23 protein-coding genes are annotated in these 25,072 nt (G+C 66.0%); 9 read left to right on the top strand and 14 right to left on the bottom strand.

All coding sequences use genetic code 11. The annotated features are described in order from the left end of the window. Positions 1 to 64 precede the first annotated feature (64 nt). The 4 genes from AUL36_RS03200 to AUL36_RS03185 form a co-directional block, all read right to left on the bottom strand. Positions 65 to 1,375, bottom strand: coding sequence for a hemolysin family protein (locus AUL36_RS03200; RefSeq protein ID WP_062217923.1), 1,311 nt, complete (start codon positions 1,373 to 1,375; stop codon positions 65 to 67). A gap of 143 nt (positions 1,376 to 1,518) precedes the next feature. Then, positions 1,519 to 2,364, bottom strand: a complete 846-nt coding sequence (locus tag AUL36_RS03195; RefSeq protein ID WP_062217920.1) for a hypothetical protein — start codon at positions 2,362 to 2,364, stop codon at positions 1,519 to 1,521. A gap of 130 nt (positions 2,365 to 2,494) precedes the next feature. Next, positions 2,495 to 3,868: a glutamate--cysteine ligase gene (locus AUL36_RS03190; protein WP_062217949.1), complete on the bottom strand. Its 1,374-nt coding sequence runs from the start codon at positions 3,866 to 3,868 to the stop codon at positions 2,495 to 2,497. A 126-nt stretch (positions 3,869 to 3,994) separates the two neighbouring features. Continuing rightward, a complete protein-coding gene (locus AUL36_RS03185) occupies positions 3,995 to 4,750 on the bottom strand; it encodes a 16S rRNA (uracil(1498)-N(3))-methyltransferase (protein WP_062217918.1) in 756 nt (251 codons plus the stop codon). A gap of 180 nt (positions 4,751 to 4,930) precedes the next feature. Here AUL36_RS03185 and AUL36_RS03180 point away from each other — a divergent pair, with 180 nt between their 5' ends. Next, on the top strand, positions 4,931 to 5,728 hold the full coding sequence (locus AUL36_RS03180) for an SDR family NAD(P)-dependent oxidoreductase (RefSeq protein WP_062217915.1): 798 nt from the start codon (positions 4,931 to 4,933) through the stop codon (positions 5,726 to 5,728). A 56-nt stretch (positions 5,729 to 5,784) separates the two neighbouring features. On the opposite strand, the gene AUL36_RS03175 is transcribed toward AUL36_RS03180, so the two are convergent. Beyond that, complete coding sequence (locus AUL36_RS03175) at positions 5,785 to 5,997, bottom strand: hypothetical protein (RefSeq protein ID WP_058601507.1); 213 nt, start codon at positions 5,995 to 5,997, stop codon at positions 5,785 to 5,787. Positions 5,998 to 6,168: 171 nt separating this feature from the next. Between AUL36_RS03175 and AUL36_RS03170 the strand changes: the two genes are divergently transcribed. Genes AUL36_RS03170 through glcF form a run of 3 tightly spaced genes read left to right on the top strand, consistent with a single transcriptional unit; the run spans position 6,169 to position 10,252 of the window. Continuing rightward, entirely contained in the window at positions 6,169 to 7,662 is a 1,494-nt protein-coding gene (locus AUL36_RS03170; protein ID WP_062217912.1) for an FAD-linked oxidase C-terminal domain-containing protein, read from the top strand. Positions 7,663 to 7,668: 6 nt separating this feature from the next. Next, entirely contained in the window at positions 7,669 to 8,904 is a 1,236-nt protein-coding gene (gene glcE / locus AUL36_RS03165) for a glycolate oxidase subunit GlcE (protein ID WP_062217910.1), read from the top strand. Positions 8,905 to 8,908: 4 nt separating this feature from the next. Next, the gene (gene glcF, locus AUL36_RS03160; protein ID WP_062217907.1) at positions 8,909 to 10,252 is read left to right on the top strand and encodes a glycolate oxidase subunit GlcF; all 1,344 of its coding nucleotides are present in this window, start codon (positions 8,909 to 8,911) and stop codon (positions 10,250 to 10,252) included. 70 nt (positions 10,253 to 10,322) lie between these two features. On the opposite strand, the gene AUL36_RS03155 is transcribed toward glcF, so the two are convergent. The 3 genes from AUL36_RS03155 to AUL36_RS03145 form a co-directional block, all read right to left on the bottom strand. Continuing rightward, complete coding sequence (locus AUL36_RS03155) at positions 10,323 to 11,096, bottom strand: L,D-transpeptidase (RefSeq protein ID WP_058601510.1); 774 nt, start codon at positions 11,094 to 11,096, stop codon at positions 10,323 to 10,325. Positions 11,097 to 11,240: 144 nt separating this feature from the next. Then, complete coding sequence (locus tag AUL36_RS23110) at positions 11,241 to 12,137, bottom strand: L,D-transpeptidase (protein ID WP_244497014.1); 897 nt, start codon at positions 12,135 to 12,137, stop codon at positions 11,241 to 11,243. 154 nt (positions 12,138 to 12,291) lie between these two features. Next, positions 12,292 to 13,038 carry a DUF2927 domain-containing protein gene (locus tag AUL36_RS03145; RefSeq protein ID WP_062217904.1) on the bottom strand — a complete coding sequence of 249 codons (747 nt, stop codon included), beginning with the start codon at positions 13,036 to 13,038 and terminating at the stop codon, positions 12,292 to 12,294. 133 nt (positions 13,039 to 13,171) lie between these two features. On the opposite strand from AUL36_RS03145, the gene AUL36_RS03140 reads away from it, so the two are divergent. The 4 genes from AUL36_RS03140 to hisG all read left to right on the top strand — a co-directional run bounded on the left by AUL36_RS03140 (position 13,172) and on the right by hisG (position 17,301). Continuing rightward, a complete protein-coding gene (locus tag AUL36_RS03140) occupies positions 13,172 to 13,840 on the top strand; it encodes a DNA-3-methyladenine glycosylase I (protein ID WP_062217946.1) in 669 nt (222 codons plus the stop codon). Positions 13,841 to 13,923: 83 nt separating this feature from the next. Then, the gene (gene hisS / locus AUL36_RS03135) at positions 13,924 to 15,447 is read left to right on the top strand and encodes a histidine--tRNA ligase (protein WP_062217902.1); all 1,524 of its coding nucleotides are present in this window, start codon (positions 13,924 to 13,926) and stop codon (positions 15,445 to 15,447) included. A gap of 10 nt (positions 15,448 to 15,457) precedes the next feature. Continuing rightward, entirely contained in the window at positions 15,458 to 16,612 is a 1,155-nt protein-coding gene (locus AUL36_RS03130; RefSeq protein WP_062217900.1) for an ATP phosphoribosyltransferase regulatory subunit, read from the top strand. Beyond that, on the top strand, positions 16,609 to 17,301 hold the full coding sequence (gene hisG, locus AUL36_RS03125; protein ID WP_062217897.1) for an ATP phosphoribosyltransferase: 693 nt from the start codon (positions 16,609 to 16,611) through the stop codon (positions 17,299 to 17,301). Before AUL36_RS03130 ends, hisG begins: the two co-directional genes overlap by 4 nt. A gap of 54 nt (positions 17,302 to 17,355) precedes the next feature. Here hisG and AUL36_RS03120 read toward each other — a convergent pair whose 3' ends face one another. From AUL36_RS03120 to groES, 6 genes are all read right to left on the bottom strand, one after another. Further along, positions 17,356 to 17,733, bottom strand: a complete 378-nt coding sequence (locus AUL36_RS03120; protein WP_244496390.1) for a DoxX family protein — start codon at positions 17,731 to 17,733, stop codon at positions 17,356 to 17,358. Positions 17,734 to 17,885: 152 nt separating this feature from the next. Beyond that, positions 17,886 to 19,277: a class II fumarate hydratase gene (fumC, locus tag AUL36_RS03115; RefSeq protein WP_062217894.1), complete on the bottom strand. Its 1,392-nt coding sequence runs from the start codon at positions 19,275 to 19,277 to the stop codon at positions 17,886 to 17,888. A 155-nt stretch (positions 19,278 to 19,432) separates the two neighbouring features. Next, positions 19,433 to 19,624: a CsbD family protein gene (locus tag AUL36_RS03110; protein ID WP_058634941.1), complete on the bottom strand. Its 192-nt coding sequence runs from the start codon at positions 19,622 to 19,624 to the stop codon at positions 19,433 to 19,435. 88 nt (positions 19,625 to 19,712) lie between these two features. Further along, positions 19,713 to 20,489 carry a sulfite exporter TauE/SafE family protein gene (locus AUL36_RS03105; RefSeq protein WP_062217891.1) on the bottom strand — a complete coding sequence of 259 codons (777 nt, stop codon included), beginning with the start codon at positions 20,487 to 20,489 and terminating at the stop codon, positions 19,713 to 19,715. 303 nt (positions 20,490 to 20,792) lie between these two features. Beyond that, entirely contained in the window at positions 20,793 to 22,436 is a 1,644-nt protein-coding gene (gene groL / locus AUL36_RS03100; protein ID WP_058601520.1) for a chaperonin GroEL, read from the bottom strand. A 92-nt stretch (positions 22,437 to 22,528) separates the two neighbouring features. Next, the gene (groES, locus tag AUL36_RS03095) at positions 22,529 to 22,825 is read right to left on the bottom strand and encodes a co-chaperone GroES (RefSeq protein ID WP_019996686.1); all 297 of its coding nucleotides are present in this window, start codon (positions 22,823 to 22,825) and stop codon (positions 22,529 to 22,531) included. A gap of 378 nt (positions 22,826 to 23,203) precedes the next feature. On the opposite strand from groES, the gene AUL36_RS03090 reads away from it, so the two are divergent. Beyond that, on the top strand, positions 23,204 to 25,024 hold the full coding sequence (locus AUL36_RS03090; protein ID WP_210168842.1) for a pilus assembly protein TadG-related protein: 1,821 nt from the start codon (positions 23,204 to 23,206) through the stop codon (positions 25,022 to 25,024). Positions 25,025 to 25,072 lie beyond the last annotated feature (48 nt).

Genomic DNA, 25,072 nt, shown 5'->3' with positions numbered 1-25,072 from the left:
AAAAGACCCGCCGCGAGCGTCTCGCGGCGGGTCTTTTTGTATCTGAATTCGGACGACGAGGCGATCAAGCCTCTTCGCGCGCGGGCTCCAACTCGCCGAGCTGCGTGGCGAGAATCTTGTCGACCCGTCGCCCGTCGAGATCCACGACCTCGAAGCGCCATGAACCATACTGAATGAACTCGCCGACCTCGGGGATATGGCCGAACTGGTCGAGGATGAAGCCGGCCAGCGTCTCGTAGTCGCGCTCCTTGGGCAGGCTGCCCGAGCCCAGACGCCGCTCCACATCGTCGATCGGCATTCCGGCGTCGATGAGGTAGGAGCCGTCCTCGCGCTGCACGACCGAATAATCCTCCTCAGCCCCTTCCGGCAGCGAGCCGGAAATCGAGGCGAGAATGTCGGTCGGCGTCACAACGCCTTCGAAGGAGCCATATTCGTCGATCACGATGGCCATGTGGATATTCACGGAGCGGAAGCGGTCGAGCAGCTTCAGAACCGGCATGGTCTCGTTGACATAGAGCGGCTCGCGCACGACCGCCTTCACATCGATCGTGCCGGTGCGGCGATATTGCTCCAAGAGATCTTTGGCCTGAACGACGCCGACGAGATCGTCCACGTCTTCCTTGGCGACGGGAAAGCGCGAGTGGCCGCTCGAATGAATCTCGTCCAGAATGGCGTTCGGGTCGTCGGCCAGCGAAATCCAGGCCACATCCGGGCGGGGCACCATGATGGAGCGCACGTTCCGGTCGGCGATCCGAAGGACGCCTTCCAGCATCTCGCGTTCTTTTTCCTCGAAGACGCCCGACTCGGTGCCTTCGGCGATCATCGCCTTCACTTCTTCTTCCGTCACCGAGTTCTCGCTGGCGGCGCGCGCACCCACCAGCTTGCTGACGGTCTCGGTCGAGAAGCGCAGGAACCAGACCACCGGCGCGCCGATCATGGCGATCAGGCGCATGGACGGGGCGACGAAGGCGGCGATCGATTCGGAATGGGCGAGCGCGAATCGCTTGGGAACCAGCTCGCCCAGAATCAGCGAGAAATAGGTGATCAGAACCACCACGAGCGCGAAGGCGATCGTATCGGCGTGGTTGGAGATCAGCGGGAGGCCGCGCAGGATTTCGGCCACAGGCTCGGAAAAGGCCGAGGCGCCGAACGCGCCCGCGAAAATGCCGACAAGAGTAATGCCGACCTGAACGGTGGACAGGAAGCCGGTGGGATCGTCCACCAGCTTGAGGGCGGCGGCCGCCCCTTTGCTGCCATTCTGCGCCATTTGCTGGAGCCGGATTCGGCGGGCCGACACAACGGCCAATTCCGACATTGCAAAGAACCCGTTCAAAAAGATCAGGAAAACGACGATCAGAAGGTTGACGATCAGCATCCGGTGTCCGTGGGGGCCAAGCGCCCCCCATTGAAGATGCCGGATTATAGGGGGCAGCCGCGTTCCGATCCAAGGGACCGGGGCGAAACTTTTGCCCGCCGGCCCTGGAAAACCTGCGCTTGTGCTCTTCGCCTTCGCCCCGATCAGCCCTGCGAGCGCGGTTTTTGATCGAAAAGTCTGGCCATGGCGCTGAAATAGTCGGCCTGCATCGATTGCGCATTCGTGATCATGTCGAGCACGGGATCGCGGCGCGGAGCCTGCGAATCAGGAATCGGGGCGGGCTGCGGCGGCGCGCTCTGCGGCGTGAAGGCCCGCGTCATCGCCGCCATCATGCCGAACGGATCGACCGGGAAAGAGGCCGGGGCGGCGGGACTCGGCTGCGTCGGCGCGCTGGCGGCCGGCATCATCCATGGGAAGGCCGTGCGCCATGCGTCGGAAAACAGCGCCGTCATCGCGGCTGGGGAGCCGGGCATGGGAGCGGGGGCCGAGGGGCGGTGGAAGGCCTCGACCGCATTGGCCGAGCGACGCATCGCTTCCGCGAGGGTCTGGCCGGCCGTGTCGCTCGGGAAGTTCTTGGTCCAGCTGCCGGCCCCGGCCGCCATGGTCTGGAGCGCCGCGTTGAAGACCAGCGCGCCGAACTGGGGCATGAGCTGCTGAAGCATGTCGGGCGCCTGGCCCGTGAGAAGCGAGGCCTGCCGCGCCACGGCGCTCATCAGATCGGGGCCGAACAGCGTCTTCGTGACCATTTCGCCGGCCGGGCCGGAGAGGAAGCCGCCGGGGCCGAGCCCGCCCATGGCGCCGAAGCGCTCGGCCAGATCGGACCAGCTCTTGGGGTCGATCATCGCTCGCTGCATTCCCAGGATATAGGCCGGCACCAGCGCGTCGGTCGTGGCGCGCATTTCCTCGTGGCTCAGGCGAAACCGGGTGGCCAGCGTGTCGGCCGCTTCACCCGCGCCCGCCGCCTTCAGCCAGTCGAAGAAGTCCGTCATCGCATTGTTCCTTCGCGCTCACCGGCCGGTCTCTCGGATCGGCCCAGCATGGGCCAGCGAGCCGGCTCTGCCAAGGCAAAGGCTTCACGGGCGTGCCGTCATCCGCAGGCGCGTCAGCTTCGATCCCGGCTCAATAGGTGAGATGCGCGAACAGCGCCTCGAAACGCCCGCCCCATTCGCCTTCGAAGCGCGCCAGCAATTCGTCGGCCGCCGTGCGCCCGCTGTCGATTCGCGCGCGCAAGGGAGCCAGATACATCGCCTCGCTGCGACCGGCCGAATCGAGCCGGGCGCGTCGCTCCAGCCCCGCCTCGGCGATCGGCACCACGCGGCGCGCGATGGAGAGCATGGTCTCCTCGCGGAAGGGCGCATGGAGCCCCAGGCGCGGCACGGCCGAGCGCAGCCGATCGACCTCCTCGAAGCTCCAGTCGGCGGTGAGCGCCTCGGCCTCGTCCAGCGCCTGATCGTCGTAGAGAAGGCCGCACCAGAAGGCGGGCAGCGCGACGATATCCTCCAGCGGACCGCCATCGGCCCCACGCATTTCGAGAAAGCGCTTGAGGCGCACATCCGGGAAGACGGTGGAGAGATGGTTGGCCCAGTCGCCCATATTGGGCTCGGGGTCGGGCACGCGGCCCTTCAGCGCGCCGTCCAGCATCTGGCGGAAGGTGATGTCGGTCACGTCGTGATAGCGCCCTTCGCGCATCACGAAATACATGGGCACGTCGAGAGCCCAATCCACATAGTCGCGGTAGCCGAAGCCGCCTTCGAAGGCGAAGGGCAGGAGGCCGGAGCGCTGGTTGTCGACATCCAGCCAGACGCCCGAGCGCCAGGAGAGAAGCCCGTTCGGCTTGCCCTCGGTGAAGGGGGAATTGGCGAAGAGCGCCGAGGCGAGCGGCTGGAGCTTGAGGCCGACGCGCATCTTGCGCGCCATGTCCCGCTCGTCGGAGAAGTCGAGATTGACCTGGATGGTGGAGGTGCGGAACATCATGTCGAGGCCGCGCGTACCGACCTTCGGCATGTAGCGCTTCATGATGTTGTAGCGCGACTTCGGCATGACGGGCGTTTCGGCCAGCGTCCAGAGCGGGCTTGCGCCGATTCCGAGGAAGCCGATGCCGAGCGGCCCGGCGATCTGCTTCACATGGTCGAGATGAGCCTCGGTCTCCGCCAGCGTCTCGTGCAGCGTTTCGAGCGGCGCGCCCGACAGCTCGAACTGCCCGCCGGGCTCCAGCGAGATCGCGCCTTCGCCGCTGCCACCGGCGAGCCCGATGATGCGCCCGTCATCGACGATCGCCTCCCAGCCTGTGCGCGCCTGCAACTCGTCCAGAATGCGGCGGATGCCGTCCTCGCCCTCGTAAGGCACGGGCGAGAGATCGGCCAAACGAAAGCCGAATTTCTCGTGCTCCGTGCCGAGGCGGAAGGCCGAAGCCGGCTTCTCGCCCGCGCGGATATGGTCCACCAGCTCGTCCAGCGAGCGGATGGGGGTAAGATCGGTCGTGTCGCGCGCCATGAGAAGCTCCGGGACGAAGTCGATTCTAGGGAGCCGGCGCGGAAGCCGGCGCAACATCTGCGTGTCTGTCCGCTTTCCCGGCAAGGCGCAAGAGCCAGACGGTGAACGCTGCGGACGCCGGAAGGGTCATGAAGACGCGGGGCTACGCCAGTCTCCCGCCACGGCCTGCACCACGGCCAGCGCCGCGACGGCCGCCGTGTCGGCGCGCAGGATGCGCGGCCCCAGCGAAATCGGCTTGACGAAGGGGAGGGCGAGCAGCGTGTCGCGCTCCTCTCGCGAGAAGCCGCCCTCGGGGCCGATGAGAAGCGCGAGCGGCTGGCCGGCCAAGGCCGAGAGCGCCTCCACCGGGCTTTGCGCGCCCGCCCGCTCGTCGCAGAAAAGCAGCGTGCGCGCCTCGTCCCATTCGGCCAGAACCTTGTCGAGCTTCTGGATGTCGCGGCATTCGGGCACGGAGAGAACGCCGCATTGCTCGGCCGCCTCCACGGCATTGGCTTCGGCGCGCTGGCGGTTGAAGCGCGGGGCCTGGCAATGCTGCGTCATGACGGGCTGGATCAGCCCCGCGCCCATCTCCACCGCTTTCTGGATCATGTAGTCGAGCCGCGCGCTTTTGAGCGGCGCAAAGAGCCAGGTGAGGTCGGGGCGCGGCGTCTGGTCGCGCAGCTTTTCCTCCGGCACGAGAAACAGCCGCTTCTTGCTTTCGCGCTTCAGGCTGGCGCGCCATTCGCCGTCCCGCCCGTTGAACGCGAGGATCGACGCGCCGTCCTCCAAACGCAGAACATTCAGGAGATAATTGACCTGTTCGGGCGTCGCTTCCACGCCGAGCCCGGGCGAGAGGTCATGGTCCAGAAAGAGGCGCTGACCGGAAAAATCGTAATCGGGCATCGGTCCTCGCGGCCGCTGGCTCCGAGCCGGGCGAAACCAACCTGCGGAGCATTCGTTGTCGCCGACATGATGCCGGCCTGTCCTTCGCGTTTTAGCGAACATGGCCGGTCTTTCCAGCCGTCCCCTTGGTCCGGTCACAGGATCCAAGGGCCGGCGCTTTTTCTGGGAGTTTCCTGCGACATGGACCTGATGATCAAGGGGCGCGTCGCGCTCATCACCGGCGCGGATGGCGGCATGGGCTTTGCCGTCGCCAAATTCCTGGCCGAGGAGGGCGTGAAGCTCGTTCTGGCCGACAAGAAGCTGGACGAGGCGAATGCGCGCCGGGGCGAGTTGCCGCAGGACACGATTATCGTTCAAGCCGATCTGACAAAGCAAGCCGACGCCGATGCCATCGTGGCCGAGGCCATCAGGCAGTTTGGCAAGCTGGACATCGCCGTTCACACCGCTGGCATCACGGGCGCCAAGGGCGATCCGCTGGACCTGTCGGACGCCGATTACGAAGAGGCCTGGCAGACCGATTTCATGTCGGCGGTGCGCGTGGCGCGAGCCGCGATCCCGGAAATGAAGAAGGGCCGCTGGGGCCGCTTCGTCTGCATCACGTCGGAAAACGCCGTCCAGCCCTATTGGGAAGAGGCGACCTACAATGTCGCGAAAGCCGGCGTCGCGGCCTTCGCCAAGGGCTTGTCCTACAGGCTGGCGGCAGACGGTATTCTCGTCAACACGGTCGCCCCCGCCTTTATCGAAACGGCGATGACGGACGAGATGATGGAAAAACGCGCCGAGGAGCGCGGCACCTCGAAGGACGAAGCGATCCAGTCCTTTCTGGAGGAGGAGCGGCCGGGCATCGTCCAGAAGCGCCGGGGCCGGGTGGACGAGGTGGCGGCGGCTGTCGCGCTTCTCGTGTCCGAGCGGGCGTCTTTCATCAATGGCGCCAATCTGCGGGTCGATGGCGGCTCGGTTCAGGCGGTTCAGAACTGACGGCCCGACGCAAAACGGGCGGCCCGAAAGCCGCCCGTTCTACCTGTGACATCGTGTCAAAGATGTTTGCCGGGGTCGATCTTGGGGCCGTCGATGCGGCTGGGAGAGATCGGGTCGGACGCGGGGAAGGTCTCGTCCAGAGCCTCGTCCAGTTCCTCTTCCTCGGTCATCGGGCGTTCCTGCCCACCCGGCGTCACGCCGTCGGGCTCGACGGCACGGGGCGTCTCTTCCGGGGCGGTCGGCTTGTGGCGTTCGTCCGTCTGGCTCATCGGATACCTCCATTGTCCTGAGATCAACGGGCGGGCCGGACGGGTCGTTCCCGGTTTCCGCCCGGCAATGGACTTTGGAGCGGGGCTTCCTTAGCATCGTTCCAGATCCGCCGGCCGGCCTATTTGCGCCCGTGTCGGCAGACTTCATGTCGTGGAGGACGGGAGGAAACCATGACGATCGCCATGCCCAAACCCAGCCCGGACATTCTGGGCCGGCGGGCCGAGATCGTGTCGGCGCTGCGCGCCATCGTGCCGGGCGAAGGCGTGGTGGATGCGAGCGTGGAAATGCGCGTGTTCGAAACCGACGCGCTGACGGCCTATCGGCAATTGCCGCTCGCCGTCGTCTTGCCCGAAACGGTGCCGCAGGTCGCCGCGATCCTGCGCTATTGCCACGCCAATCGCATTCCCGTCGTGCCACGCGGCTCCGGCACGTCGCTGTCGGGCGGCTCGCTGCCGCTCGAAGACGGCGTGCTTCTGGTCCTGTCGCGCTTCAACCGCATTCTGGATGTCGATTTCGACAATCGCTGCGCCGTGGTGCAGCCGGGCGTCACCAATCTCGGCATCACCAAGGCCGTGGAACATGCCGGCTTCTACTATGCGCCCGATCCGTCCTCGCAGATCGCCTGTTCCATCGGCGGCAATGTCGCCGAGAATTCGGGCGGCGTGCATTGCCTCAAATACGGACTGACCGCCAACAACGTGCTGGGCGTCGAGTTCGTCACCATGGAAGGCGATGTGATCCGCCTGGGCGGCAAGCATCTGGATTCGGAGGGCTACGATCTCTTGGGCCTGATGACCGGCTCGGAAGGGTTGCTCGGCGTCGTGACCGAAGTCACCGTGCGCATTCTCCAGGCACCCGAAACCGCGCGCGCCGTGTTGATCGGCTTCCCGACCTCGGAACAGGCGGGGGCCTGCGTGGCCGAGATCATCGCGCAAGGCATTATTCCCGGCGGCATGGAGATGATGGATCGCCCCGCGATCCACGCGGCGGAAGCCTTCGTCCATGCGGGCTATCCGCTCGATGTCGAGGCGCTGCTGATCGTGGAACTCGATGGGGTGAAGGCGGAGGTCGATCATCTCCTCTCGGAAGTCGAGGGCATCGCCACGAAGAACGGCGCGACCACCGCGCGCGTGTCGCAATCGGCCGAGGAGCGGATGCGCTTCTGGGCGGGGCGCAAGGCGGCCTTTCCGGCGGTCGGGCGCATCTCGCCCGACTATCTCTGCATGGACGGCACGATCCCGCGCAAGGAACTGCCCCGCGTGCTCGCCGGCATGAAGGCGCTTTCGGAGAAATACGGGCTGGCGGTCGCCAATGTCTTCCATGCCGGGGACGGCAATCTCCATCCGCTCATTCTCTATGACGCGTCGAAGGACGACGAGCTTCAGCGGGCCGAGGATTTCGGGGCCGATATCCTGCGCCTCTGCGTCGAGGTCGGCGGCGTGCTGACGGGCGAGCATGGGGTGGGCATCGAGAAGCGCGACCTCATGCCCGAAATGTTCGCCGAGGACGATCTGAAGCATCAGATCCGTGTCAAATGCGCCTTCGATGACCGCCATCTGCTCAATCCCGGCAAGGTCTTCCCCGTGCTGCATCGCTGCGCCGAACTCGGCCGGCTCCATGTCCATGCCGGCAAGCTGCCGTTCCCCGACCTCCCGAGGTTCTGAGAGTTCATGTCCCTTTCCCCGAACGCTCCGGCCGCGCCGGACCCGTTCCGTCCCGAAAGCGTCGAGGCGCTGCGCGATGTCGTGGCCGAGGCCCTGGCTCGCAAGGAGCCGCTCGCCGTCGAGGGCCGTGGCTCCAAGGCGGGGCTCGGCCGCCCGGTGCAGGCCGCGCACACGCTGTCTCTCGCCGGTCTCTCCGGCGTCAATTTCTACGAGCCGGAAGAACTCGTCATCTCCGCCAGGGCCGGTACCCCGATCGCCGAGATCGAAGCGCTGCTCTCCGAGCGCGGCCAGCGCTTCGATTTCGAGCCGATGGATTACGGCCCCTTGCACGGCCGCCCGGCCGGCGAGGGGACGATCGGCGGCGTACTCGCCTGCAACCTGTCAGGCCCGCGCCGGCTGAAGCAGGGCGCGGCGCGCGATCATATTCTGGGCGTCACTGCCGTGTCGGGCCGGGGCGAAATCTTCCGCTCCGGCGGGCGCGTGGTGAAGAACGTCACGGGCTACGATCTGTCCAAGGGCATGGCCGGCTCCTACGGCACGCTCGCGGTCATGGCCGATGTCATCTTCAAGACCATGCCACGCCCCCCGGCCGAGACGACGCTGCTGCTGCGCGGCCTGTCGGACGGGGAGGCGGCGCAGGCCATGAGCGCGGCGCTCGGCTCGTCGGTCGAGGCTTCGGGCGCGGCGCATCTGCCCTATGGCGTGGCGGCGCGCGTGATCAGTGGCGAGCTGGGCCGCGAGGCGGCAACCGCCATCCGGCTCGACGGCTTCGGCCCCTCCGTCGCAGCCCGGGCCGAGCATCTGAGCGCCGGCCTCTCCCGCGTCGGCCCGCTGGAGCGTCTGGAGGGCGAGGCGTCGGAGCGTTTCTGGCGCGACATCCGGGACGTCGCACCCTTTGCCGACGGCACGGAAAATCCGGTTTGGCGTGTCTCGCTGCCGCCCATGCAGGGGCATGATTTCGTCATGGCGCTGCGGATGCAGGCGGCGGCCGACGCCTTCTACGATTGGCAGGGCGGCCTCGTCTGGCTGCGCATGGATGGCGGGCGCAGCGAGGCCGATCTCGTGCGCGGGCTGCTTGCGCGCCATGGCGGCGGCCATGCGACGCTGGTGCGCGCGCCCGAGGCCGAGCGGCTGAGCCTTCCCGTCTTCCAGCCGCAGCCGGCCCCGCTCGCCGCCCTGTCCCGCCGCCTCAAGGATCAGTTCGATCCCGCCGGCATCCTCAATTCCGGCCGGATGGCTTGACCCGATGCAAACCGCATTCACCCCGACGGCGCTTCAAAACCCGGACACGGCCGAGAGCGCCTCGATCATCCGCAAATGCGTCCATTGCGGCTTCTGCACGGCGACCTGCCCGACCTATGTGACGCTCGGCAACGAGCTCGACAGTCCGCGCGGGCGCATCTACCTCGTCAAGGAGATGCTGGAAAGCGGCCGCCCGGCCGACGAGAAGACGGTCACGCATATCGACCGCTGCCTGTCCTGCCTGTCCTGCATGACGACCTGCCCCTCGGGCGTGAACTACATGCATCTGGTGGACCATGCGCGCGCCCATATCGAGCGCACCTACAAGCGGCCCTTCGCCGACCGGATGATCCGCGAGGTGCTCGCCCGCGTCCTGCCCTATCCCGAGCGCTTCCGCTGGAGCTTGAAGCTCGCGCGCCTGGCGCGCCCCTTCGCGGACGCGCTCGCGGGCGTCAAGCCTCTGAAGCCGCTGGGTGCCATGCTGAAGCTCGCGCCGGCCCATGTGCCTGCGGCGTCCGCCAATGACCGGCCGGGCCTGCGCGCGCCCGCCGGCGCGGTGCAGAAGCGCGTGGCCTTGCTGCGCGGCTGCGCCCAATCCGTGCTCGACCCCGGCATCAACGAGGCGACCGTGCGGCTTCTCAACCGGCTCGGCGTCGAAATCGTCTTGCCGAAGGGGGAGGGATGCTGCGGCGCGCTGACCCACCATATGGGCCGCGAGGAAGAGGCTCTGGATTTCGCGCGGCGCAATGTCGATGTCTGGGCGGCGGAAGCCGAGCGCTCCGGGCTCGACGCCATCGTCATCACCGCGTCGGGCTGCGGCACGGTGATCAAGGATTACGGCCATATGCTGCGCCTCGACCCCGCCTATGCCGAAAAGGCCGCGCGCGTTTCGGCACTGGCCAAGGACGTCACGGAGTTTCTATCCAGCCTCGACCTGCCGCTGCCGGCGAACCCGGTCGAGGCCACGGTCGCCTATCACTCCGCCTGCTCCATGCAGCACGGGCAGAAGATCACACAGGCGCCCAAAGTGCTCCTCGCGCAGGCCGGCTTCACCGTGCGCGACGTGCCGGAGGGCCATTTGTGCTGCGGTTCGGCCGGCACCTACAACATCCTTCAGCCCGAGATTTCGGCCAAGCTGCGCGACCGCAAGGTCGCCAATATCGAGCGCGTGAAGCCCGATCTGATCGCCACCGGCAATATCGGCTGCATGACGCAGATCGGATCGGCCACGGGCATTCCGATCCTGCACACGATCGAACTGCTCGACTGGGCCTTCGGCGGCGAGAAGCCGGAGAAGCTCGCGGGCCGCGACTTTCGCCGCGTCGAACGCACGGTTGCAGCCGAATAGGCAGAGACGCCAAGCGCAACAAAAAAGGCCCGCTAAAAGCGGGCCTTTTTTCATGGAACTCAAGGCCGGATCAGCCGCCGAAGACCGAGGCCAGCAGGCCGCGGCCGGGTTGGCGAACCGTGCCGGCTTCCGCATAGACGCCGCTGCCGGACTGGCCGGGGCCGAGCACGATGACCTTGGTGCCGCGATCGGCGCGCGAGTAGAGATGGGTCACGTCCTCGTTCATCATGCGGATGCAGCCTGACGACATGTTGAGGCCGATCGTCCAGGGCTGGTTGGTGCCATGGATGCGGAACATGGAATCGCCGCCGCCGCGATAGAGATACATGGCGCGCGCGCCGAGCGGATTGTCCGGGCCGCCGGCCATATAGGCGGGCAGGATGTGGCCCTTGGCGCGCTCGCGGGCGACCATCGTGGCCGGCGGAGTCCAGCCCGGCCATTCAGCCTTGCGGCCGATCTTCATCGTGCCGCCCCAGGCGAAGCCTTCCTTGCCGACGCCCACGCCATAGCGCGTCGCCATGCCGCCCGGCTCGACGAAATACAGGAACTTGCGGTCCGTATCGATGATGATCGTGCCGGGCTTCTCCTGGGTGGAGATGCGCACGGTCTGGCGCTTGAAGCGCGGATCGACCGGGCGCATGGCCTGCGGCTGGCGCGCCACGCGCACCGGAGCCCGGCCAAGTGTGGCGCCCGCGCTCGGCACCGTGGCATTCGCGCCGCCGCCGCGCACAACCCATTGCTGAGTGCTGTGGTCGAAATAGCGCGTTTCGGCGCTGGCGCTTCCCATCAGGACGAGGCTGGCGAGCCCCGCGAGCATGGCCGTTTTGGACGAGATGATACGCATCGAACAATCCTTCGAAACGGGCGAAAACTTGAATTAAAACAATCCGGTCGCGAGACTCTTCGCCGGCCTTATCGTGTCAGGGAAGATGGGGCGCGGGCAGGTGAGGAAACCGCCCTCGCGCGCGATTGTCCTGACCTGTTGCCGTTAGAGCACAATCACGCGCGCACCGACCGGCACGCGGTCATAGAGATCGACGACATCCTCATTGCGCATCCGAATGCAGCCGGAGGAAACCGCCTGACCGATGGTCCAAGGCTGGTTGGTGCCGTGGATGCGGTAGAGCGAGGAGCCGAGATAAAGCGCGCGGGCGCCGAGCGGGTTCTCGATGCCGCCTTCCATGCGCGCCGGCAGGATGCGCCCCTTGGCGCGCTCGCGCGCGACCATCTCGGAGGGCGGGGTCCAATCCGGCCATTCCGCCTTGCGGCTGACGCGGTGCGTACCGGCCCATTCGAAGCCCGGCTTGCCGACGCCCACGCCATAGCGCGTGGCGCGTCCATTGGCTTCCACGAGGTAAAGAAAGCGCGCATTCGTATCGATCACCACTGTGCCCGGCGCATAACCGGAATAGGCGACCTCCTGCGGCAGAAAGGCCGGCGCGAGCGCGCGCGGGGCGGTGTTGCGCTGGCCCGAGCGGCGGGTCTCAGGCTCGGGTGCCATATGGCGAGCAGGGGCGCTCGCGCTGGCAAAAAGCGGCTGGCGCTCGCGACGGCGCTCCACATGGCGGCGCGCGACCGGCGGCGGGGATGCGCCCAGAACCACAGGGTCGGCCGACTGGTAGGAGCCAAGCGGCTCCACCGGCCCACCATCGCGCCTGATGACACCGACGGGGATGTTGCCCCGGAAGATCACCGTGCCGGCCGGATAGGCCTGTGTCAAAGTCTGCGCCTGATAGCCCGGCACGACGCCGCTGCCCGGCGAAAGCTGGAGCACGCGCTCGGCCGCCTCGCGCCGGTCGAGGCTCAAGGGGCGGCGCTCCTGCGCCTGCGCAGCGGTCATAGTCGTGACGATAAGGGAAAACGCCAGAAGAGGGCGAGCGAACATCAGCGGACACCTCGGGGGTCGCGAAAGGCTCGGGAACGAGCCGCTTGGCGCGAGGATGCCGCCGTAAAATTGAGCGATTGGTGAATCGATGACGTTTGGTCACCTGTTCCCCCCGCTCGGGTGCGATCATGGTGAAGAGGGTGCTAACGACCCTTCACAGGCGCAGACGCCGCTTAACCTCTTTCAGAATGCCCGGCAGAAGGGGCGCGGCGTCGCCTCGGCTCATGCCGGGCGTCAGGCGCTCGTCATACAGCATGTTCATGAGAACCCGGTCATAGGGCGTGAATCGGGTCAGCTTCGACGTGTCGTTGAAGACGCTTTGCGGCGCGTCGGAATTGTCGTTGAGCGGGCCGAGCCCTTGCAGCACCTCCTCGATCAGGCAGCGGCGAAACAGAAGGTCGCCCTCGTCCGACACGATGATCGCGTCCGCCCGCGTGATGCCGGAGCGCCCATAGCTGGCGCGCGCGATGCAATTACCCGGCGTGGTGCCGAAGGGGCGGTGATAGACCTCCCGCCCGACGCGCTGGTAATCATCGCGATCCACCACATGCACCACGAAATTCGCCGCCTCGCCCCGCTTGGCCATCGTGATGTCGAGCCCATCCACCTCCCGGTTGATCTCCCGCACGAAGCTCGCCACGGCCGGCTCGCGGTCGATCTCGGAGTCGTTTTCGACACGCACGCGGACCGGGCCGGGAAATTTCTTGAGATAGCTCGAATCGCTGAACGCTCCGGTGATCTCGGCGCTGAAGACCACCGCGTCGAAGCCCTCGATCATCTTGGCATCAGCGGGCAGGGCTTGCGCTAGCGCCGGATCGGCGAAGGCAAAAAGGAGAAGCGCGAGCGCCAGCAGCCGTCGATGGCTGGACGCAGGGCGGGGGAACGGGCGCGGGGCAGGCATGGTGGCGGACTCGGGAGGAGCGACGGGAGGCCCCTGTTTGTGCGGCCCTGCGAAGGCCAAGGCAAGTCGCCTTGCGGTGATCACGGGGGATAGCTCGCTTGCTTGGCTCTCTGCGGGGATGCAAGTTCAGCCCATGAGCGAACGCACCGACACCGCACCCGAATCGCCCCTCGCGCCCGGCCTTCTTCGGGGTGCCGATGGTCAGCCGCGCTGCGCCTGGGCCGGCGCGGGCGAGGACTATGTTCGCTATCACGACGAGGAATGGGGCCGCCCGAGCGCCGACGATACCAGGCTCTTCGAGAAGCTCTGCCTCGAAGGCTTTCAGTCCGGCCTGTCCTGGATCACCATCCTGCGCAAGCGCGCGCATTTCCGCGAGCGTTTCGACGGGTTCGAGATCGAGCGCGTGGCCGCCTTCGACGAGGCTGACATCGATTCCATCGTCGCCGATCCCGGCGTCATCCGCCATCGCGGCAAGATCGTCTCCACGATCAACAATGCCCGCCGCGCCCTGGCGCTGCGCGAGAAGACGGGCCAGAGCCTTGCCGTCTTCCTGTGGCGCTTCGAGCCGCCGGCGAGCGAGCGGCCCGAACGCATGACGCTCGAATGGGCGCGGGCCAACCCTCAGACGCCGGCTTCCCAGCGCCTGTCCAAGGCGCTGCGGGCGGAAGGGTTCAGCTTCGTCGGCCCGACCACGGCCTATGCCTTCATGCAGTCCATGGGCTTCGTGAACGACCATATGGAGGGCTGCTGCGTCCGAGGCGAATGCGAGGCGGCGCGGCAAAACTTCGTCCGGCCGCGCTGAAAATGGCGTCAGCCTTGCCGCTCCCGCGTTCCATGGGCTAGGACGCGAGCTAACTCGTTTCGTCCTTATTCGCAGGCAGTCCCATGGCCCCCAAGAAGCCCTCCCGCGTGAAGGCCCGCCAGCCGCGCGGCTTCGTGGATCGCACGTCCGCCGATCTCCTGGCGCAGGAGCGGATGCTCGGCATCATCCGCCGCGTCTACGAGACCTATGGATTCGAGCCCGTGGAAACGCCGTTCTTCGAATATACGGACGCGCTCGGCAAGTTCCTGCCCGACTCGGACCGGCCCAACGAAGGCGTCTTCTCGTTGCAGGACGACGACGAGGAATGGCTGAGCTTGCGCTATGATCTGACCGCGCCACTCGCCCGCCATGTCGCGGAAAATTTCGAGGAGCTGCCCAAGCCCTATCGCTCCTACCGCGCGGGCTACGTCTTCCGCAACGAGAAGCCCGGCCCTGGCCGCTTCCGCCAGTTCATGCAGTTCGACGCCGATATCGTCGGCGCGCCGAACGTCTCGGCCGATGCCGAGATGGCGATGATGATGGCCGACACGATGGAAGCCCTCGGCATCGAGCGCGGCCAGTATGTGATCCGCGTCAACAACCGCAAGGTTCTGGACGGCATTCTCGACGCGATCGGGCTGGAAGGGGACGCCCCGCGCCGGCTCACCGTGCTGCGCGCGCTCGACAAGTTCGATAAGTTCGGCGCGCCGGGCGTGCGCCTGCTGCTCGGCCCCGGCCGCTTGGACGAGGGCGGCGGCAAGGGCGACTTCACTAAGGGCGCCGAGTTGCCGGACGAGGCGATCACCCGCGTCCTGCGCATTTTCGAGCTGACGGACGCCTCGGGCGAGGCGCGTCTCGACGCCGTGCGGACGGCCTTCGGCGGCCATCCCGTGGTGGACGAGGGGTTGAACGAGCTCGACCAGATTCGCGCTTTCGCGGTTGCGGCCGGCTATGGCGACGAGCGGGTGCTGATCGATCCGTCCGTCGTGCGCGGGCTCGAATATTACACCGGCCCCGTGTTCGAGGCCGAGCTTCTGTTCGATGTCGTGAACGAGAAGGGCCAGAAGGTGCAGTTCGGCTCGGTCGGCGGCGGCGGGCGCTATGACGGACTGGTCTCGCGCTTCATGTCGACGCCGGTTCCCGCCACCGGCTTTTCCATCGGCGTCTCACGCCTCCAGACCGCGCTCAAGAATCTCGGCCGCCTCGGCAACGAATCCCTGCCCGGCCCCGTCGTCGTCACCGTGATGGACCGCGACCGGATGGCCGACTACCAGCGCATGGCGACGCTGCTGCGCCGCGAGCTGAACGGCGAGGGCCAGCCGCTCGTGCCGGTCGAGGTCTTCCAAGGCAACCCGAAGCAGTTCGGCAAGCAGCTGCAATATGCCGACCGGCGCGGCGCGCCCGTCGTCGTCATCCAGGGCGGAGACGAGAAGGCGGCCGGCAAGGTGCAGGTCAAGGATCTGGTGGAAGGCAAGCGCCTCGCCGCCGGGATCGAGGACAATGCCGAATGGCGCGAGGCGCGCGCGGGGCAGGAACTGGTGGACGAGGCCGATCTCGTGGCGGCCGTGCGCCGCATCCTCGACCGGCACGCAACCGGGCGCTCGTGAGGGCAAGCCGATGAGCCGGCTCTTTCCAGCGGCCGAAACCGGCACGCCCTTCGACGGCGCGCTGGCGCGCTTCTTCGCCTCGGTCGGCGCCTCGCTGGTCTCGACGCCGCTCCTGCAGCGCGCCGAGCCCTATCTGGACACGGCCGGCGAGGACCTGCGCCGCCGCATCTTCCTGACGCGGGGTGAGGGTGGCGAAACGCTGTGCCTGCGCCCCGACTTCACCATTCCCGTCTGCCTTGCCCATATCGAGGGCGACGAGGCTCTCCCGCGCCGCTACGCCTATAACGGGCTCGTCTTCCGCCAGCGGCGGGGCGAGGCGGCGGAGTTCCGCCAGGCCGGCATCGAGAATCTGGGCGACACCGACCGCGCCCGCGCCGACGCGGCGACGCTCGCCGAAGCGCTGACGGCGCTTGCCGCCTGCGGCCTGGCACAGGCCGAGCGCCTCTCGATCACGATCGGCGATCAGGGCCTGTTCGAGGCCGTGTTGAAGGCGCTGGACCTTCCGGCCGGCTGGCAACGGCGCCTGATCCGCACTTTCGGCCAGAACGAACTTCTCGCCCGCGCCCTCGAAACGCTGGCCTCCGACCGCTCCGGCGAGGTCGAGAATATCGCGCCCGACGCCCTGGCGCTCGCGCGGGAGGACCGGCTCGCCGAGCTGGAAGCCCTGGTGCAGGCCCGCATGGACGAGGCCGGTCTGCCGCCCAATCGCAGCCGATCCCCGGCCGAGATCGCGGCGCGGCTGGCCGAGAAGGTGCGCCTGTCCGACACGCGCCTGCGCGGCGCGGCGCTGGAGCGCCTGCGCGCTTTCCTGTCGCTGGACTGCGCGGTGGCAGAGGCCTCCGAGCGCCTGCGGGCGCTGGCGGATGAGCACGGGCTCGACCTCACGGGCGCGCTCGCCTTCTTCGACGCGCGGGCCGAGGCGCTGGCCGCGGCCGGCGTCGATCTCTCGACCTTGCGCTATCGCGCCGCCTTCGGGCGCACGCTCGACTATTACACCGGGTTCGTTTTCGAGATCGGCACGCCGGGTTTGAGCGAGCCGCTGGCGGGTGGCGGGCGCTATGACCGGCTCGTCTCCTATCTCGGCGCGCGCGAGCCCATCCCGGCCGTCGGCTTCGCCCTGTATCTCGACCGCCTGCCGAAGGCGCAGAAGGAGGCGCGGCCATGACGCTGACGCTCGCCATCCCGTCCAAGGGCCGGCTCAAGGAGCAATGCGTGGCCTCGCTGGCGTCGGCCGGCATCACGGTTCACCCGAGCGACGACGCGCGCTCCTATCGCACCCGAACCGAGGGCATGGAAGGGTTGGACGTCCTTCTCCTGTCGGCCTCCGAGATCGCCCGCGAATTGCGCGACGGGGCGATCGACCTCGGCGTGACGGGCGAGGACCTCCTGCGCGAGACCATGCCCGATTTCGACGAGCGCGGGCGCATCGTCTCGCGCCTCGGCTTCGGCCATGCCGATGTCGTGGTCGCCGTGCCTGACAGCTGGCTCGATGTGGAAACCATGGAAGACCTTGGCGATGTCGCGGCCGGCTATCGCGCCGCCCATGGCCGCCGCCTGCGCATCGCGACGAAATATTGGCGCTTGACGCAGGGCTTCTTCACCAAGAGCCACGGCATTCAGAGCTACCGTATCGTGGAAAGCCTCGGCGCGACGGAAGGGGCGCCTGCGGCGGGCTCGGCCGACATCATCGTGGACATCACCTCCACGGGCTCGACGCTGACGGCCAATCACCTGCGCGTCCTCAAAGACGGCACGATCCTTCGCTCGGAGGCCTGCTTGGCGCTTGCGACGAAGCCTCGCGACGCCTCCGACGAAGCGGCGTTGGCCGAGCTTGTCAGGCGTTTCCAGGGCTGAAACGCCAAGCGGCCGCCCGAAGGCGGCCGCCGCGAATGCTCAACGGTTAAAGGCTTAGGCGCGGCGCGAGCGCGCGTCCACCGAGTAAGCGCCTGCACCGACGATCGCGAGCGCCAGGAAGCCGCCGCACAGGCCGAGATTCTTCATGAACTGCGTGGATTGGTCCGGGCCGAGATGGGCGACCAGCGCCGTCGCCACGCAGAAGACGGCGAGCACGGACGCGACGATCCGCACTTGGAAACCAACCAGAATCGCAAGGCCGCCGAAGAACTCCAGACAGCCCACGAGATAGGCCATGACGATGCCGCCCGGCAGGCCGAGATTGCCAAGATAGCCGGCAAAGCCTGCAGCGCCGGCCAGCTTGCCGAAGCCGGACACGATGAAGAGGATCGACAGGAGAAGGCGGGCGAGAAGCAGAAGACCGGAATTCATGGATTCGTCCATCGGAGGGGTGTTTCGATGGAGCAGAGAGTGCCCAAGGCCAAACGCCCGCGACAGGGATTCTTTGTGCGACTGATCGTCAACGAAGAACGCCCCAATCGCGGGATTGGGGCGTTTCATCAAACCAATCGTCTGAAGGGCGATCAGCCGGGACGGGTCATCGCGGCGGGATCGACGATCCGGTCATAGTCTTCGCCCGAGACGAGGCCGGAGGCGAGGGCTTCCTCGCGCAGCGTCGTGCCCTTCTTGTGGGCGGTCTTGGCGATGGTCGCGGCATTGTCGTAGCCGATGGTGGGGGCCAGCGCCGTCACCAGCATGAGCGACTGCTGCATCAAATCCTTGATGCGGTCCTCGTTGGCCTTGATGCCGTCGACGCAATGTTCGCGGAACGAGTCCATGCCGTCGGCGAGAAGCCGGATCGAGGAGATCACGGCATTGGCGATCACGGGCTTGAAGACGTTCAGCTCGAAATGGCCTTGGGAAGCCGCGACCGTCACGGTCGTCTCGTGGCCGAAGACTTCCGCCGCGACCATGGTCAGCGCTTCGCACTGGGTCGGGTTGACCTTGCCCGGCATGATCGAGGAGCCCGGTTCGTTCTCGGGCAGCGAGAGTTCGCCGAGGCCCGAACGCGGACCGGAGCCGAGGAAGCGGATGTCGTTGGCGATCTTGAAGAGATCGGTCGCGAGCGCGTTGAGCGAGCCGTGGAAAAAGGCCAGCGCACCGTGCGAGGCGAGCGCCTCGAACTTGTTCTCGGCCGTGCGGAACGGCAGGCCTGTGAGTGAAGCGATCTCGGCGGCGATCTTCACGTCGAAGCCGACCGGGGCGTTCAGCCCGGTCCCGACAGCCGTGCCGCCCTGCGCGAGGGCATAGACGTCTTCGATCGCCTGTTCGATGCGGCGCTTGCCCAGCTTCAGCGCGGCGGCATAGCCCGAGAATTCCTGGCCGAGCGTGATCGGGGTGGCATCCTGCGTGTGCGTACGGCCGATCTTGATAATGTGATCGAACTCGAGCGCCTTCTTGTCGAGCGAGGCGTGGAGCGCGTCGATCGCTGGCAGGATGCGCTTGGTCGCCTCGATGGCGACGGCGACGTGAATGGCCGTCGGGAACACGTCGTTCGAGGACTGGCCCATATTGACGTGGTCGTTCGGGTGGATCGGCTTCTTGGAGCCCTGCTCGCCGCCGAGCATCTCGATGCCCCGGTTCGAGATCACCTCGTTGACGTTCATGTTGGTCTGCGTGCCCGAGCCGGTCTGATAGACCACGAGCGGGAAATGATCGTCGAGCTTGCCGGAGATGACCTCATCCGCAGCCGCTTCGATCGTCTCGGCGATCTGGCCGTCCAGCTTGCCCATGGCGCGGTTGACGCGCGCGGCGGCCTTCTTGACCGTGGCAAGGGCGTGGATCACGGCGATCGGCTGCTTGTCGGTGCCGATGCGGAAATTGTTGAGAGAGCGCTCGGTCTGCGCGCCCCAGTAGCGGTCGCTCGCGACGTCGATCGCGCCGATCGAATCCGTTTCGCGTCTGGTGCTGGTCATCGGTCTTCCCCTCGCGACAAGGCGCCCGTCGTCCCGCGTGTGGGAGCGGCGCTTCCGCGCGGTTATCACGACAAGGGGAGGGGAGAAACCCTTCGGCCCAACGAAAAGAGCCAGCCTTTCGGCTGGCTCCCAACTCAAACGATTGAACCCGAAACTTAGTGCTTGGAGCCCAGGGTGTCTTTCACGGCGTCCTTGACCTTGCCGTAGTTCTTCTCGGTCTTGCCTTCGGCCTGATCGGCGAGGCCTTCGGCCTGCAGGCGATCGTTGCCGACCAGCTTGCCGAGGCCTTCCTTGACCTTGCCACCGAGTTCCTTGGCGCCGCCCGAGATCTCGTTCTTGTCGACCATAACCTGTCTCCTCAAGGTGTATCGGACGCCGTGTCCGATTTTCGAAAAGGAGAACAGCGAAGCGCAGCGATCCGTTCCCGGCTCAAGATTACATTTTCGACAGGATCGCGACGATCTGCTGAAGCGCCAGTGCGCAGATCAGCAGGCCCACGATACGCAGGAGCCAGCGTTCGGGAATGCGTTTCACGGCATAGCCCGCCAGGGGCGCAGCCAGAATGCCCCCCGCGATCAGGCCCAGCACCGAGAGGGCGTGGTCGGTCAGATCGCCCGCTTCCTCCCAATGGCCGGTGACGAGTGCCAGAAGGAACGCCAGCGAAACCGAGAGCGTGACGAGGAATTCGGCGGCGTTCACCGTGCCGATGACGTAGCGTGGCTGGCCGCCGGCCCCAAGCAGGCCCGAGGTCACGACCGGCCCCCAGCCGCCGCCGCCGATCGAATCCAGAAAGCCGCCGGCCGCGCCCAGCGGCGGCACCAGCGCCATGGGCGTCTGGGCTCGCGGGATCGTGCGAAAGGAGCGCAGCGTCAGCATGATGCCGATCGCGGCGAGATAGGCCGCGACGAAGGGACGGATCGTGCCGCCATCGATCGAGGTCAGCACATAGGTGCCGAGCACCGCGCCGATCACGCCGAAGGGCACGAGCCGCCAGAACAGCTTCCAGTCGATATTGCGGTTGACGATATGGGCCGTGCCCGAAGCGGCCGTGGTGAAAAGCTCCGCCGTGTGGACTGAGGCCGAGGCGACCGAAGGCGGCACGCCGAAGCTCATGAGGACGGTCGAAGAAATGACGCCATAGGCCATGCCCAGCGCGCCATCCACCAATTGCGCCAAGGCACCGACGAAAAAGAAGATGAAGAATTCGCTCATGCACCGTCCAGACAGGGGGGGCGAGCGCCCCGTTTCGGCCCTGTCATAGACGCGAAATCGCCGCGATGCGCCAGCGCGCGAAGGGTCAACTCTTCCGAAGGGCGGCTTGAACAGAGGGCATCGATCCGAACGGCAGGCACGAAAAAAAGGGGCCCGCTTGCGCGAGCCCCCTTATGACTAGGCCTATCGGCCTTCCTTGCCCTGTCGGGCTTGGAAGTCCGTGCCGCCACCTGAAACCGGCCTTGCCCGGTTTCAGCACCCTTGAGGATGTGCGGCTTGATGGCCTTCCTTGCCCTGTTGGGCTTAGAAGTCCATGCCGCCCATGCCGCCCATGCCGCCGCCCGGCATGGAAGGAGCACCGGAGTCCTTCTTCGGAGCTTCGGAGATCATGGCTTCGGTGGTGACGAGCAGGCCGGCGACCGAAGCCGCGTCCTGCAGAGCCGAGCGAACGACCTTCACCGGATCGACGATACCGGCCTGGATCATGTCGCCATACTCGCCCGTCTGGGCGTTGTAGCCGAAGGTCAGCGAGCCGTTGTCGAGGATCTTGCCGACCACGATCGAGCCTTCGCCACCGGCGTTCTGGACGATCTGACGGATCGGAGCCTGAAGCGCCTTGCGGACGATCGCGATGCCGGCGTCCTGATCGGCGTTCTCGCCCTTCAGGTCGACCGCGTTGGAAGCGCGCAGCAGAGCCACGCCGCCGCCGGGGACGATGCCTTCTTCCACGGCCGCGCGGGTCGCGTTGAGCGCGTCGTCAACGCGGTCCTTCTTTTCCTTGACTTCGACTTCCGTCGAGCCGCCGACGCGGATCACCGCGACGCCGCCGGCGAGCTTGGCCAGACGCTCCTGGAGCTTCTCGCGGTCGTAGTCCGAAGAGGTCTCTTCGATCTGCTGCTTGATCTGGGCGACGCGCGCCTTGATGCCGTCGGCTTCACCGTTGCCGTCGACGATCGTGGTGTTCTCCTTGGTGATGGAGACCTTCTTGGCGCGGCCGAGCATGTCGAGCGTGACGCTCTCGAGCTTGATGCCGAGGTCTTCGGAGATGACCTGGCCGCCCGTGAGGATCGCGATGTCCTCGAGCATTGCCTTGCGGCGATCGCCGAAGCCCGGAGCCTTGACGGCGGCGATCTTCAGGCCGCCACGCAGCTTGTTGACGACGAGCGTGGCCAGAGCCTCGCCTTCCACGTCCTCGGCGATGATGACGAGCGGACGGCCCGACTGCACCACGGCTTCGAGAACCGGCAGCATCGCCTGGAGGTTGGAGAGCTTCTTCTCGTGCAGGAGGATGTAAGCGTCCTCGAGCTCGGCGACCATCTTCTCGGCGTTGGTCACGAAGTAGGGCGAGAGGTAGCCGCGGTCGAACTGCATGCCTTCGACGACTTCGAGCTCGGTCTCGGCGGTCTTAGCTTCTTCGACGGTGATGACACCCTCGTTGCCGACCTTCTGCATCGCGGACGCGATCATCTGGCCGATTTCCTTCTCGCCATTGGCGGAGATGGTGCCGACCTGAGCGACCTCGTCGGAGGTCTCGATCTTGCGAGCCGAGGAGACGAGCGTCTCGACGACCTTGGAGACCGCTGCGTCGATGCCGCGCTTGACGTCCATCGGGTTCATGCCGGCGGCAACCGCCTTGGCGCCCTCGCGGACGATGGCCTGGGCCAGAACCGTCGCGGTGGTGGTGCCGTCACCGGCCTTGTCGTTAGTCTTCGAGGCCACTTCGCGCACCATCTGGGCGCCCATGTTCTCGAACTTGTCCTCGAGCTCGATCTCCTTGGCGACGGACACGCCGTCCTTGGTGATGCGAGGTGCGCCGAACGACTTGTCGATCACGACGTTGCGGCCCTTGGGGCCGAGCGTGACCTTCACCGCGTCGGCGAGGATGTCGACGCCGCGCAGCATGCGCTCGCGGGCGTCACGACCGAATTTTACGTCCTTGGCAGCCATGTCTTCGTCTCCTGGGCGCGCCGGAGGCCGGTCCGCGCCGTGTCGAATGGAAAGGGAAGGAAACGGACCGAACGATCAGTCCGGACGATGGGTCAGCCGACGATCCCGAGGATGTCGGATTCCTTCATGATGAGCAGGTCTTCGCCGCCGAGCTTGATCTCGGTGCCCGACCACTTGCCGAACAGGATGCGGTCGCCGGCCTTGACTTCGAGCGGGTTGACCTTGCCGGTCTCGTCGCGAGCGCCCGCGCCGACGGCGACGATCTCGCCTTCCTGCGGCTTTTCCTTCGCGGTGTCCGGGATGATAATGCCGCCAGCCGTCTTGCTCTCGGACTCGACGCGCCGCACCACGACACGATCGTGCAGGGGGCGGAAATTCACGTTGGCCATCTCAGTCGAACCTTCTTGGCTATGGGGGGACCGACCAGCGAGGCGATCGATCCGAGGATTCTGGCACTCACTAAAGTGGAGTGCTAACGCGGCCTAGATAGGGGAGGGCATCCCTCCCTGTCAAGATTCGTCGTCGCGCCGCAAGGTGGCGAGGATCGCAGATGGCGTTAAGGTTAACGCCACACCAGTCTGACCGGCAAAAATGATGACCCGATACGGAAGGATTGGAAAGATTCCGCCCTTAACTATGCATGATGGCTTAGCGAATCGCCTGTTCGGGTGCCACCCGGGGTTTGAAGCGCTGCGACCGGAGTGCGTTCTGAGATGTTCGAAACACAGACCCCGCCGCCGGCCGATCGGCCGTTCCTACGCGCCCTGATGCGGGACCGGGGCGGCAACTTCACCATCATGGCGGCGGTTCTTCTCTTTCCGATTCTGATGGGGATTGCGGCGGCGGCCGACATCAGCCTCTTCTACAGCGGCCGAACGGCCGTTCAGTCCGCCACCGACGCAGCCGCGCTCGCCGCGGCCAAACAGTTCAGCGTGGACCAGGACTCGGGCCGGCTTCAGACGCTGGCCGAAAACGTGTTCGCGGCGAACATGGCCGGCGTTGCGCAGACGACCGGGACCCTGACCTATGAGGGGACGGACTGGACGCCGGAGGGAACACGCGAACTGAAGATTTCCGTCTGCTCCACCTACGATCCCTTCTTTCTCCCGGCGCTGACTATCTCGTTCACGGGATTGAAAGGAAAGGATTGCGCGAGGACGCAGAGCGTCGTCGCGGTCGGCTCCACCACGGTGGAAGTTGCCTTCGTGCTCGATACGTCGGGCTCCATGAACGACAGTCCGGCCAAGGGCGGCCCCGCCAAGATCTCCACCCTCAAAACCCAGGCCGCAAAGGCGATTGACACCCTTTTCGGATCGGGTTCGTCCGCTGGGCCCGAGGACCCGGTGCGCGTCGGCATCGTGCCCTTTTCGGGTGGGGTGAATGTTGGGCCGGAGCACCTGAACGACTGGTGGATGGACCCCAAGGGACTGTCACCGCTCCACAACGAAAATCTCGACTGGAGCACGTATCACGGCGCGACAGGCCTTGATCAGTCGCTCGCCGTCAAGGTCAACGGATACTCCACTTCGACATCGCTTCTGAATCCGACGACCTATCTAACCCGGCAACTCATTTACGCTTCGCTTGGGGCGAAGAATTCCAACTGGGCTTATCGAGGATGTGTGGAGTCGCGGGCGGCCAAATATGCACTGACGGACGTCCCGCCCTCCGAACTGGAGCCTGCGACGTTGTTTGTCCCTTACCTCGCGCCCGACGAGCCGGATAATTATTTGTATGGTTCCTGGACAAACAGTTATCTCGTGGACAGTTCGAAAGGCAATTACAGGCAGCGCCTGATGAATGTCGATAAATACTTCTCCAACGTTCGCCAGGATGGTCCGGTGGCGAATAACTTTCGCAACACGCCGAGCTTCATGTGCGACTCGGCCAAGCTGACGCCTTTGACGAACAGCAAGTCCCAAGCGCTCGCGGCGGTCGATAAACTCGTGGCGACGGGGGCGACCAATGTGCCGCAAGGGGTCGAATGGGGATGGAAGGTCTTGTCCAAAAACGAACCTTTTTCCGAGGGTCGAGCCGCCGGCGATGAAAATAACATCAAGGCGATGATCGTCATGACGGATGGTCAGAACACCTACTACAATTCTTACAGCGACGCGGTTTCTACCTTCGGCGCCTATGGCTATGCGGGTCCGGACTATAAGGAGCCCGGCCAGAGCGTGGCGCGCCTCTTCGATTACAAGAGTGGTGTATCCACGGCCAACACCGACAGCAATTACACCGCCGCGTTGAACGGCAGGCTCGCGGCCATTTGCGAAAATTCCAAGAACGATGGCCGGATCAAGCTCAAGGATGGCTCGGGCACGCAGCTCAACGACGAGAAAGGGCCCGTCACGCGCGACGGCGTGCTGATCTACACGATCGCCTTCGACATTCCGGCCCAGTACCAGACCATGGTCAATGGCCTCCTGAAAGGCTGCGCCTCCTACAAGATCGGCGACCTCCGAAAGACCGAACTGCCCTACAGGGACAAGGCGAAGTATTTCTACAGCGCCGCCAATGCCAAGGATCTGGAAAACGCCTTCAGCGACATCATGGCCTCGCTCACCAACCTGCGCATCGCGCGCTGAGGCTGCGACCCGCCTTGACCCGTCCCGTCGCCCTCCAGTATCGCCAGA

Source organism: Aureimonas sp. D3 (assembly GCF_001463805.1).
GTDB classification, from domain to species: Bacteria; Pseudomonadota; Alphaproteobacteria; order Rhizobiales; family Rhizobiaceae; genus Aureimonas; species Aureimonas ureilytica_A.
Note: the sequence above shows the minus strand (reverse complement) of the source record. Positions and strands in the feature narration are given on the sequence as shown.